This is a genomic window from Microbulbifer maximicatervae (SeqCode), from assembly GCF_052467385.1.
The window spans coordinates 2,040,786-2,052,657 of record NZ_CP174311.1 but is presented as its reverse complement, the minus strand read 5'-3'; the positions used below and the strand labels follow the sequence as shown (position 1 = coordinate 2,052,657).

The 11,872-nt window shown below is 54.3% G+C and carries 11 protein-coding genes; 2 read left to right on the top strand and 9 right to left on the bottom strand.

The annotated features are described in order from the left end of the window. Nucleotides 1–40: 40 nt before the first annotated feature. From fabF to ACJJIR_RS08780, 7 genes are all read right to left on the bottom strand, one after another. Nucleotides 41–1,282, bottom strand: a complete 1,242-nt coding sequence (fabF, locus tag ACJJIR_RS08810) for a beta-ketoacyl-ACP synthase II (RefSeq protein WP_413662282.1) — start codon at nucleotides 1,280–1,282, stop codon at nucleotides 41–43. 191 nt (nucleotides 1,283–1,473) lie between these two features. Continuing rightward, on the bottom strand, nucleotides 1,474–1,710 hold the full coding sequence (gene acpP, locus ACJJIR_RS08805; RefSeq protein ID WP_020415205.1) for an acyl carrier protein: 237 nt from the start codon (nucleotides 1,708–1,710) through the stop codon (nucleotides 1,474–1,476). 225 nt (nucleotides 1,711–1,935) lie between these two features. Continuing rightward, nucleotides 1,936–2,679 (bottom strand): 3-oxoacyl-ACP reductase FabG, encoded by a 744-nt coding sequence (gene fabG / locus ACJJIR_RS08800; RefSeq protein WP_413665872.1) that lies wholly within the window; start codon nucleotides 2,677–2,679, stop codon nucleotides 1,936–1,938. Nucleotides 2,680–2,735: 56 nt separating this feature from the next. Beyond that, nucleotides 2,736–3,680 carry an ACP S-malonyltransferase gene (gene fabD / locus ACJJIR_RS08795; protein WP_444908060.1) on the bottom strand — a complete coding sequence of 315 codons (945 nt, stop codon included), beginning with the start codon at nucleotides 3,678–3,680 and terminating at the stop codon, nucleotides 2,736–2,738. Nucleotides 3,681–3,732: 52 nt separating this feature from the next. Further along, nucleotides 3,733–4,791: a phosphate acyltransferase PlsX gene (gene plsX, locus ACJJIR_RS08790; RefSeq protein WP_282932473.1), complete on the bottom strand. Its 1,059-nt coding sequence runs from the start codon at nucleotides 4,789–4,791 to the stop codon at nucleotides 3,733–3,735. 3 nt (nucleotides 4,792–4,794) lie between these two features. Then, complete coding sequence (rpmF, locus tag ACJJIR_RS08785; protein WP_108733564.1) at nucleotides 4,795–4,989, bottom strand: 50S ribosomal protein L32; 195 nt, start codon at nucleotides 4,987–4,989, stop codon at nucleotides 4,795–4,797. A 73-nt stretch (nucleotides 4,990–5,062) separates the two neighbouring features. Beyond that, nucleotides 5,063–5,605, bottom strand: coding sequence for a YceD family protein (locus ACJJIR_RS08780; protein ID WP_444908059.1), 543 nt, complete (start codon nucleotides 5,603–5,605; stop codon nucleotides 5,063–5,065). 106 nt (nucleotides 5,606–5,711) lie between these two features. Between ACJJIR_RS08780 and ACJJIR_RS08775 the strand changes: the two genes are divergently transcribed. Then, the gene (locus tag ACJJIR_RS08775; RefSeq protein ID WP_444908058.1) at nucleotides 5,712–6,308 is read left to right on the top strand and encodes a Maf family protein; all 597 of its coding nucleotides are present in this window, start codon (nucleotides 5,712–5,714) and stop codon (nucleotides 6,306–6,308) included. On the opposite strand, the gene ACJJIR_RS08770 is transcribed toward ACJJIR_RS08775, so the two are convergent. Beyond that, nucleotides 6,305–6,946 carry an HAD-IA family hydrolase gene (locus ACJJIR_RS08770; protein ID WP_282932471.1) on the bottom strand — a complete coding sequence of 214 codons (642 nt, stop codon included), beginning with the start codon at nucleotides 6,944–6,946 and terminating at the stop codon, nucleotides 6,305–6,307. The genes ACJJIR_RS08775 and ACJJIR_RS08770 overlap by 4 nt on opposite strands. Nucleotides 6,947–6,960: 14 nt before the next feature. Beyond that, on the bottom strand, nucleotides 6,961–7,956 hold the full coding sequence (gene rluC / locus ACJJIR_RS08765; protein ID WP_444908057.1) for a 23S rRNA pseudouridine(955/2504/2580) synthase RluC: 996 nt from the start codon (nucleotides 7,954–7,956) through the stop codon (nucleotides 6,961–6,963). Nucleotides 7,957–8,740: 784 nt separating this feature from the next. On the opposite strand from rluC, the gene rne reads away from it, so the two are divergent. Continuing rightward, nucleotides 8,741–11,707 (top strand): ribonuclease E, encoded by a 2,967-nt coding sequence (gene rne / locus ACJJIR_RS08760; protein WP_444908056.1) that lies wholly within the window; start codon nucleotides 8,741–8,743, stop codon nucleotides 11,705–11,707. Nucleotides 11,708–11,872 lie beyond the last annotated feature (165 nt).

The following is an 11,872-nucleotide window of genomic DNA, read 5'->3' as shown; positions in this document are numbered from 1 at the left end:
TCCCAAGGCAGGTGCGCCCACCTCGCGGTGGGCACGGGAATCAGACTCGCTTGAATATCAGTGACCCATTGGTGCCACCGAAACCAAAGGAATTGGATAGGACTGCATTGATTGCCATCGGCTGGGCCTCTTGGGGCACCAGGTTAATACCGGCACAGGCCTCATCCGGGGAGAAGAGATTGATAGTTGGGGGCGCAACCTGGTCGCGCAATGACAATACCGAGAAAACGGCTTCAATAGCGCCGGCAGCCCCCAGCAGGTGACCGGTCATCGACTTGGTAGAACTCACAGCGAGGGAGTCCGTCACCCCCGCGAATACTTTTTTAACCGCCAGGATCTCAGCTGTGTCTCCCAGCAGAGTAGAAGTACCATGAGCATTGATATACTGGATATCACTTGGGCTCATACCGGAATCTCTCAAGGCATTTTCCATTGAGAGAGCAGCGCCAGCGCCATCTTCCGGAGGAGAGGTCATGTGGTGGGCATCACCGCTCATACCAAAACCAGCTACTTCTGCATAAATCTTGGCTCCGCGAGCGATTGCATTTTCGTACTCTTCCAAAACGAGTACCGCAGACCCTTCGCCCAGTACAAAACCATCACGGTCTTTATCCCAGGGGCGGCTTGCTGATTGCGGATCATCATTGCGGGTGGACAGCGCCCTTGCCGCACAGAAACCGCCGAGCCCTACCGGGGTGGTAACCATTTCTGCACCACCACATACCATCACATCAGCATCACCGTGCTGAATCGCACGAACTCCGAGACCAATCGCATGGGTTCCTGTGGTACAGGCTGTTGTCACTGCCAGATTGGGGCCTTTGAGGCCATATTTAATCGAGAGGTTACCCGCAACCATATTAATGATGGCGCCAGGTACAAAGAAAGGTGATACACGGCGAGGGCCTTTTTCGGCAATCAGCAATGAATTATCTTCGATAGCCAGGATACCGCCCATACCAGAGCCAATACAGGTACCCACGCGCGGACCCAGCTCTTCGGTTACCTCCAGGCCGCTATCTTGCATAGCCTGAATACCGGCAACCAGTCCGTACTGCAAGAAAGTATCCATCTTGCGCGCTTCTTTTGCGGGCATGTATGGCGTGGGATCAAAATCCTTTACAGTAGCGGCGAAGCGGGTTGAAAAAGCCGAGACATCAAATGTCTCAATCGGAGCAGCACCATTAGCTCCCTGTAGTACCCCAGACCAAGTATCCTCTAGGGTGTTACCTAACGGGCTAACGACTCCCATTCCGGTTACAACAACTCTTCTTTGCGACACTGCGCTCCCCCCTGAAATTTTCTGCTACCGTCCTTCACCAATGTAGTTAAAAGAACAACATCCGGTCAGCAGTCACAATTCCGTAGTACCAATAACAAGAAAGCCGCGCTATGAAACATAGAACGGCTTTCAGAATCGCTCGGCTAGGTACAGCATATTGAGCTGCCCGTGCCTAAACTACCCAGCAGGAATTAACCAAGGTTATCCTTGATGTAATCCATTGCCAGCTGAACAGTAGTGATTTTTTCAGCTTCTTCATCGGGAATTTCAGTTTCGAATTCCTCTTCCAAAGCCATAACCAGCTCAACTGTGTCGAGTGAGTCAGCGCCCAGATCTTCAACAAAAGAGGCTTCAGGCTTAACGTCTTCTTCCTTAACGCCCAGTTGTTCAGCAACGATCTTTTTAACGCGCTCTTCAATGCTGCTCATGATTCAATTTAACTCCTAGTGGGTAAAAATCTGTTTTAGTCGCTATTGTTTTTCACCGTATCCAATGTTGTTGGTGATAACGACCGGCTCACACAGCTTTTGGATAATTCAGAGGCCATTGTACCCCAAGTTTTTCGGGATGTAATGTGCGGCCCCTCAACACCATCAGCAAAAACATAAATATCTCTAAAATCAATAAGTTAAAGAGACATTTTGAAACACAAACTACGCCATGTACATACCGCCATTGACATGAATTGTCTCGCCGGTGACATAGCCTCCCGCATCACTCGCCAGGAAGGAAACCACCGAAGCAATTTCTTCCGGCTTCCCGAGCCTCGCGAGAGGAATCTTACCCAGAAGCAACTCGCGTTGCGCTTCAGGCAAGACTTTTGTCATATCAGTATCAATAAAGCCGGGGGCTACGGTATTAACCGTGATTCCTCGGGAGCCCACCTCTGAAGCCAGGGAGCGGGCAAACCCTCCCACACCAGCTTTGGTCGCCGCATAATTGCTCTGACCGGCATTACCCATACTACCTACGACGGAGCTGATATTAATAATCCGCCCCCATCGCGCCTTGGTCATATCGCGCAAGCAAGCCTTACTCATGCGATAGACCGCGGTCAAATTCGTATTGACGACTGAATCCCACTCGTCATCCTTCATGCGCATCAACAAGTTGTCCTTGGTGATGCCAGCATTATTAACCAATATCGCAGGAGCACCAAACTCATTTTTTATTGCTGCATGAAGCCCGGAAATACTTTCCGCATTGCCCACATCCAGAACTTTACCGGCACCTGCGATACCGGCTTCTGCGAAGCGGGCGCTTATTTTTTCAGCGCCGGATTCGCTGGTGGCAGTACCAATAACTGTGGCACCCATTCCACCGAGCATATCTGCAATTGCCGCACCAATACCGCGACTTGCACCTGTCACCAAGGCAACTTTACCCTCAAGGGACATCTGTAAGGTCATTCTCACTTATCCTTATTCGACTACTGGACTACTTTTTGAGCGATTTATACCGCTGTAGCTCGCAGAGCTTCATTAAAGTTACTGGGGCTATCGATTGCGTGACAGGAAACACTTCGATCGACACGTTTAATCAGGCCAGACAAAACCTTACCCGGACCACACTCAACCATTTGCTCCACTCCGGAACCAATAATTTTTTGTGCGCAGGCAGTCCAGCGAACCGGGCGATAAATCTGCTCGATCATCAGGGTCTTAATTTTTTCCGGATCCGCTTCAAGCTCAGCGTGGACATTGTGCACGATGGGTATTTCTGGCGCGTTAAATTCTGTTGTCTCTATTTGAGGGGTCAGCTTTTCCGCCGCGGGACGCATCAGCTCAGTGTGGAATGGGGCACTGACCGGAAGAGGCATAGCCTTCTTTGCACCGGCAGCTTTACAGGCTTCGATGGCGCGCTGCACCGCCGCGCCACTTCCCGCAATAACAATCTGGCCGGGAGAGTTGTAATTCACCGCAGCGACTATTTCACCCTCAGCAGAAGCAGCACAAGCTTCTTCGACAACTGCATCATCAAGACCGATGATGGCAGCCATAGCGCCCTCCCCTACGGGAACCGCCTCTTGCATCAAGCGGCCGCGCTCGCGAACCAAATGAACCGCATCCTTAAATGCCAGAACGCCAGAGCACACCAGTGCTGACCACTCGCCCAAACTGTGACCGGCCATGAATGCAGGCTGGGCACCGCCGCGAGAGCGCCACATGCGATAAAGGGCAACACTGGAAGTCAGTAAGAGAGGCTGGGTACGCTGGGTGAGATTAATGGCTTCCTGCTCGCCATTCTGGCACAGGTCCCAGAGGTCATAGCCGAGCACATTGGATGCTTCGGCAAAAGTGGCCTGAATTTCAGGCGCCTCTTGGGCAATCTCAGAGAGCATACCTATTTTCTGGGAACCCTGCCCCGGAAAGACAAATGCGAGTGCGGCATTGGTCATAAGATATCCTTAACCTAAATGTGGCTGATTTCAGTAAGGGAAAACTGCTTTTTTACCCTTCATCCATGGAGCGTCTTTCGCCGGATTGTGCCATAGCGGCATCGACCCTGGCTGCCAGGTCAGCATCGGCACACTCCTTCGCCGTAACCATCGCCCGATAAAAAGCTTCGCTGCTGGCACCGCCGTGACTCTTGATCACGTTGCCCTTTACCCCTACAAAGCTGGCGCCATTATAGCGAGCAGGTTCCACCTGTGTACGCCATTTTCGCAACAGCTTTATGGCCAATTGGCCAAAAAAACGCTTGAAACACCCTCTTTTCTCGATTGTGAACGCTTTTTGACCCATTAGTCGAATCACACCCTCGGCAGATTTCATCGCGACATTACCCATCAGGCCGTCGCAAACAACCACATCTACCGAGCCGGTAAAAATATCATGCCCCTCAACAAAGCCTACATAATTGACCCCGGGGTCCGCATCGAGCAGCTCCGCTGCACGGCGTATTTCGGCGCTACCCTTATGTGCTTCCGCCCCAATATTGAGCAGTGCCACCTTTATATCCTTCACACTCTTTCGGGCAGTATGAATCCGCTGAGCCTCAATCCCCATACGGGCGAACTGAAGCAAATCCTCAGCACTGCAATCCACATTGGCACCAAGGTCCAAAAGATAGCAGGAACCCATACCCGAAGGTACAGACTTACCGAGCGCCGGCTTCCTAACACCTTGGATATTACCGAGAATACTGCGACTCAACGCCAACAAGGCACCGGTATTGCCGGAGGTAACTGCAGCTTGCACATCTCCCGATGCAACACTCTTCAAGGCCATCGCCATGGTTGAATCGCGCTTATGGCGAACAGCCTGCAACGGATTGCACTCTTGAGTGATGACTTGCTCGCAATGGATAATTTCGAGACGGCGGGTAACGCGGCGGCGATGGCGCTGCAGCTCTTGATGAACCAGAGCTTGAAGCTCTGCGCGCGGACCAAATAGCTTTAGCTGCGCTTCAGGGAAGTTTTGAAGAAATCTAATACATGCCGGAACGACAGAGCGGGGACCTAAGTCCCCGCCCATTGCATCCACGGCCAATCGCAATTGGCTGGACAAAGCTTACTCTTCTTCAGAGCCGCCGCTAACTTCGATCACTTTGCGACCACGGTAGAAACCGTCTTTGGTCACGTGGTGACGACGGTGCTTTTCACCGGTAGTCGGATCGACGGAAAGGGTAGCACCTGCGCCCAGCGCATCGTGGGAACGGCGCATACCGCGACGGGAACGAGTCTTCTTGTTTTGTTGAACAGCCATTGCTAGCTCCTAAAATAAACAAATTTCGCTGGAACCGGGGCGCCTACCGGCGAGCCCAAACTCATCGGGAAACCTAGGATTTACCCGACGAACCCTTCAACTGCTCCAGCACTTTAAAGGGGTTTGCCTGTTGCTCATCCGCCTCGGCAACCCCGCCACCAAAATGAAAGCTCTCCTTGGAGACACATTCTTCCTGGTGATAAGCCACCATTGGCAAATTGAGCAAAATTTCATCTTCAAGGATCTGGTGCAAGTCCAGCTCATCGCCGTCCTGGATCACCGGGTCCAGATCTTTGGGCAGGGCCTTACCCTGCTCCTCAGTCCATACGATACCCCAGCTAAACTGTGCCTCGATCTGCTCATGGACCGGTGACAAACAGCGCTGACACAAAAGGTCAACTGCAAGTTGAACCTTGCCACTCACCGTTTGGTGACCTTGCAAGTCTCGCTCAAACTGCAATTCAGCAGAAATCTCTCCGTAGACAGACTCAACTGCGCTACCAACCCGAGGCAGGGACTCCAACGGCAAAACACCATCGAGCAACTGCTCTCGCTGTACCAATTTCCGAGCATCAATGCTCTTTGGCAATACTGATTTAGAGGGGGCTATCGACATAAGCGCGCAATTCTATGGACTCACCTTAGCCTTGTCAAAACAAATCAGGCATTGCAGTATCGCCCGGTCACAAACCACTATTCGACCCAGCGGAAAATCCACCAGAATGCCCCACCCTCTGATACTAGCCTCCAGCTCCCCTTACCGCAGAACCCTACTACAACAGCTTGGCATCCCCTTTCAGCAGGATTCGCCCCATATAGATGAAGCACCACAGGCGGGGGAGGCGCCAGCTGCACTCGCCCTGCGCCTCGCCAAAGAGAAAGCGCGCGCCCTGGCAGGCCGCCACCCGAAATCACTGATTATCGGTTCAGATCAAGTTGCCTCTTGCGACGGTCAAATACTTGGCAAGCCAGGCGGTAGGGAGCGCGCCATCGCCCAACTGCAAGCCTGCAACGGCAAAAAAGTGATATTCCACACCGGCTTGAGCCTGCTGAATAGCGCAAGCGGAGAGCAGTTGGGCGATACGGAAACCTTCACCGTCTACTTTCGGCAGTTGAGCACAGAGCAAATTGAACGATATTTAGAGCTGGAACAACCTTACGATTGCGCCGGCTCTTTTAAGGTGGAAGGGCTAGGTATCGCCCTGTTTGAGAGGCTTGAAGGGGCAGATCTCAACACCCTGGTTGGGCTGCCACTAATCCGCCTTACCGATATGTTGAACCACTTTGGCATAGATCCACTGGGCCCGCAGGCCACTTAAAGGAGTGGCGGCCAGCGGAGCAGCTCAGAGAAACGATCGATAACAACCTTGGGGCCACACCCCTGCAGTCGGGTTGGGCAATGAGCGCCATAGCTCACCCCGATAGAGGGCATACCGATCGCCGCCGCCATTTCCAAGTCGTATACGGTATCCCCTACCATTACCGCCTGCTCCGGACCGGTTCCGGTCTCATGTAGCAACTCATTCAGCATCAGCGGGTCAGGCTTGGAAGCGGTCTCATCCGCACAACGACTGGCGGCAAACAAGTGGCCGAGGCCGTGCTCCTCAAATTCCCGGTTGAGCCCCTGCCGACTCTTCCCGGTCGCTACCGCCAACTGGTGACCACCGCACAGCAACTGGTCCAGGGTATCCAGGACTCCCTCAAATAACGGCAGGGGTTCAACCCGGGCCGCCATCCACTCATCAAAGTAAAGTTGGCGCAACGTGAGCTTTTCTTCACTGGCAGCCTCGGGAAACAGAGAGGATATCGCTTCCGGCAGACCAAGCCCGATAATGTTGCTAACCGCTTCCGGGGCAAGCACCGGCAAACCGGCTCTATCTGCTGCCCGCAACATACAATCGACGATACGCGCCTCAGAGTTACAAACCGTCCCGTCCCAATCGAGGATTACCAACATAACAAAAGAACGCCCTACTCTTCCCTTAACCTATTCAGCACTGCACTCAGCTCCGCAGGGAGTGGAGCCTCCACCTCAACCTTGGAGCCATCTGGCAAAGAGCAGCGCACTGAAGCCGAGTGCAAAAAGAGACGCTTCAGACCGCGACCACGAAATTCACGATTAACTTCGTCCGCGGTGTACTTGTTGTCGCCCGCCAGAGGACAACCAACAAACTGTGCATGAACTCGAATTTGGTGTGTTCGCCCGGTGACTGGCTCTGCGGAAAGCAGAGTCGCCGCCTTAAATCTCTCAATCAACTTAAAGCGGGTCTCTGAAGGCTTGCCCTCGGGGTGCACTGACACCATTCTCTCGCCACTTTTCAAAGTGTTCTTGCGCAAAGGTGCCTCAACAATGCGGCGACCTCGGGGCCACTTGCCCACCGCCAATGCCTGATACGATTTACCGATCTTTCCCGCCCGCAACTCCGACTGAACATGCTGCAATACCGCGCGCTTGCGGGCCACCATGATGGCGCCACTGGTATCCCGGTCCAGGCGGTGCACCAACTCAATAAACGGGCTTTGCGGAAACATCTGGCGCAAAACTTCAATCAGGCCCAATCTGACACCGCTGCCGCCATGGACCGCAAGGCCCGACGGTTTATTGATCACCATAAGCCCGTGTTTGTCATAAAGTATGGACTCTTGGATCAGCTGGCGCAGAGATTCACCAGCGAGAGGGGTCTCAGCCTGCTCGGCAACACGAATTGGCGGCACTCGCACCACATCGCCCGCCTTTAACTTGTATTCAGCCTTTATTCGTCCTTTATTTACTCTTACCTCACCCTTACGCAGGATTCGGTATATACGTGAACGCGGCACACCCTTGAGGCGCGCCTGGAGGAAATTGTCGATCCTCTGTCCCGCCAGCTCTTCAGGTACAGTTAAAAGCTGCACGCCGCCAGATGGATTCGAGGTCTTTGATGGGGTCTCGGCCGGAGCCTTCTTAGGGTGGGGTATACTTCGCATGACGCGCATCATAGCGTTGCCAGGGATACAATTGAAGCACCTCCCTGCCCATGCTATATTCGGCCGGCCTGAATTCGGCGTATTTTCGGTCAAAGGCGACTTCCCACATGAAGAGATAGCCGTGACCCCAACGAAAATACCCCATTCGGTCGGTGCGCGGGGATGCCGCGTCATTGATAAAACTTAGCCGTTGAGATGTCCCCCAATTACCAGAACCAGAGGAGAGCTCACCGGCAACAACAGCCCGCGGTTATGCGGGTAATTATCGCGAAGGTAAGACGGGCCGTGACCCGCAGCGCTTGAAAGGACGACTCAAACTTGCGTCCGGTTTTGCAGAATACGACGAGCCAGCAACCGAACTGGCAACCAGGGCAGCACAGCTTCCGCAAGCCTGGTAAAAAAATTAAGAAGAATGGGTATCAGCCAAAAGCTGAACTGCAGAACCTCTGATGATTGACGCAAACCTTGCCGCCCAGCATGAAACAAACCAAGGGGCGGCGCCCAACCCTGCTGCAGAAGCCTGCAGCACAGGTACAGGGCAGTACTAACAAAAGGTATTAAAGGTACCAACGGATAGCACAATAACAGCGCGTATCCGGAGTTTTTGCAGAGCGAATAATAGGCAAACGCCAGTCTCAACAAGCCGCATAGATCCATGGCGCGGTAGAGCTGGCATACCTTATTTTCCCTGCCCTGCCTGGTGGTCCTCTCCACCTAGCAGCCAACAAGCAAGCCTGTGAGTAGCGGTGTCACGCCTTTGCGCAACGCAAGGAAAACGACACGCATGAAAAGAATGCTAATCAACGCAACCCAACCTGAAGAGTTGCGTGTTGCCCTGGTCGACGGCCAGTGGCTCTATGATTTAGATATTGAGAACCGAACCCGCCAGCAGAAAAAAGCGAACATCTACAAAGGTAAGATTACCCGTGTAGAACCCTCCCTCGAAGCTGCATTCGTCGACTACGGCGAAGAGCGCCACGGGTTCCTCCCCCTGAAAGAAATCTCTCGCGAGTACTTCCTAAAGCAGCCCAAAGACATCGAAGGCCGCATCAAAATCAAAGATGTCGTCAAAGAAGGTATGGAAGTTATTGTCCAGGTGGACAAGGAAGAGCGCGGCAACAAAGGCGCTGCCCTCACCACCTTTGTCAGCCTCGCCGGCCGCTACTTGGTATTAATGCCCAACAATCCTCGTGCCGGTGGCATCTCCCGCCGCATTGAAGGTGATGAGCGCTCCGAGCTCCGCGATGCATTGGCCAGTGTAGATGTCCCCTCAGGCATGGGCATCATCGTGCGTACCGCCGGCGTTGGCCGCAGCGGTGACGAACTGCAATGGGACCTCAACTACCTGCTGCAACTTTGGAACGCCATCAAGGAAGAAGCTGATACCTCCAAGGCGCCACACTTCCTGTTCCAGGAAAGCAACGTCATCATCCGCGCCATCCGCGACTACATGCGCGATGATATCGGCGAAGTTATTGTCGACGACAAAGGCGCCTTTGAGCTGGCCGCAGAGTTTGCCCGCCAGGTAATGCCCCACTACGCCAATAAGGTGAAGTACTACGAGGACGCCATCCCACTGTTCAATCGCTATCAAATTGAAAGCCAGATTGAGACAGCGTTCGAGCGCGAAGTGAAGCTCCCCTCCGGTGGCTCCATCGTTATCGATGTGACCGAGGCCTTGGTATCTATCGATATCAACTCCTCCCGCGCAACCAAGGGCGGCGATATCGAAGAGACCGCGCGCAATATCAACCTGGAAGCCGCCGACGAAATCGCTCGCCAGCTGCGCCTGCGCGATATGGGCGGACTGGTTGTCATCGACTTTATCGACATGCAGAGCAAGTCCAACCAGCGCGAAGTTGAAAAGCGCATGGAGAAGGCCCTCAGCATGGACCGCGCCCGCGTTCAGGTTGGCCGCATCTCCCGCTTCGGACTGTTGGAGATGTCCCGCCAGCGCCTGCGCCCATCCCTGGGTGAAACCACATTCCGCGTCTGCCCCCGCTGTAGCGGCCAAGGCACCATTCGCGGCACCAAGTCTCTGGCCCTCTCCATTCTCCGCCTGGTAGAAGAGGAAGCGAAGAAAGAGCGCAGCGCCGAAATCCGTGCAATCACCCCAGTGAATGTCGCAACCTACCTGCTGAACGAAAAGCGTAAAACGATCTCCCAGATCGAGTCCCGCAATTCCACTCGCGTAGTAGTTGTGCCCAGCGCAGAAATGGAAACGCCGCACTTTGAAGTTCAGCGCCTGCGTGACGATGACACTGCAACCCTGGAAACTTCCTACAAGATTTCTGGCACTGCCGAAGAGACAGTGACCAAGAAAGAGGAAAAGCCACAGCGTCCAGCTCCAGTGCAAGCGGCCGTGCAGCAAATTGCCCACACCGCTCCAGCACCCACTCCGGAGAAAAAGGAAGAGCCTGGACTCTTCAGCCGATTGATTAGCGCTATCGCCTCCTTCTTCACCGCAGAAGAGGAAGAGCCGAAGAAGCATCAAAAGTCCAAAGGCCGTGGCAAGGACTACCAGCAGCGCAATCGCAATCGCAACCAGCGCGGAAATCGCAACAACCGCAGTGGCCGCCCCGCGCGCCGCAAGGATGATCGCCGCGAAGACAATAAGCGCGACGACCAACGCGAAGATAAGCGCAGCGCCAAGCTGGACGAGCATGACAGCGCCTCTGATCGCCAAGGTGAAGGTCAGCGCAGACGTCGCCGCCGCCGCAACGACAACCGCCGCAGCGACAACCGCACTCAAACTGCTGAAGCCAAAAATACCGTTGATACCAACGAACAGGCTGGAGACACTTCTGATCAGCAACGCCCAGCACGTCGCCCAAGCAATGTGCGCGGTCGCCCCCAAGCGCGCCGTCGCGGCGGACGTCGCAATGAGAACACCGCAGCAACCGCGGTAGCTCACAGCCAGGAAGAGCTGAATCGCGAAGTTCACGAAGCCATCGACGAAGCTGAAAGCGAAGCCCGCAAGACCAAGGAAGTCGTAAAAGAGGCTCGTACCGAGGCGCCCAAGCCAAAAGCGAAAGACTCTCACAAGCCTCAGAGAGCCCCCAAGCAAGCAGCTCAGCCCGCCATCACAATGCCGGTGCGAACTGCTCACGAGGAAAAATCTGAAGCACGAGAGACCCAGAAGCCTGCAGCCCAACCGCAAAGCGCCCCGCAGGCAGCCAAAGCAGCCGCCTCCGGGCAGCAACAGCAGCCTACTCAGCCCAAGCCCAAAGCTACCCCGGTAGAAAAAGCAGCTGGACCAGCTGCCGAGCCGGCCAAGCCTGTAGAGCAAGCGCCAGAACAAAAAGCCACCACGGCAGAAGTTCCGGTTGCCCCCAAAGCTGAAACCACTCCTGCCAAGCCAGAAGTAGAAGCAGCAGAAGAAATCGTGCTTGAAGAAGCACAAGCTGCAGCTGAAGCTTTACAGGAACAGGCAGGCACCAGCGAGCCGGAAGCTCAGGAAGAAATTGTTGCCGCCGAGCAGGCAGCCTCTGAAGAGGAACCGACCGCACCCAGCCAGGGACGCGCAGTAAATGATCCGCGCATCAACCCCAAACCACTGGGTGAATTCTCAATTGTTACTGAGCGCCGTGAAGTGGGCTCCCAGCAGCCTCTGGATACCGCGCAGCCGGCAGCGATTGAGCACAATCCACGTGCCCTCGCCCGCCCGGCCAACGACCCGCGTATCAGCCGCAAGGCCGTGGAAGTTGATGCCAACGCAGATATCGATCGCGACTCTGCAGAAGCGAGCTAAGCGATAGCTGCCAAGCCGCCCCAGCCAATGGCCGGGGCGGCCTTATCAACCTGACAGCAAGCCTTAAGCTGGTCAATAAATCACCTAACTTATTGAACTATATAAAAAAAATCAAAATGGCGCTTGTACATCCCGAGAAGCTATGTATAATGCGCAGCACAATTT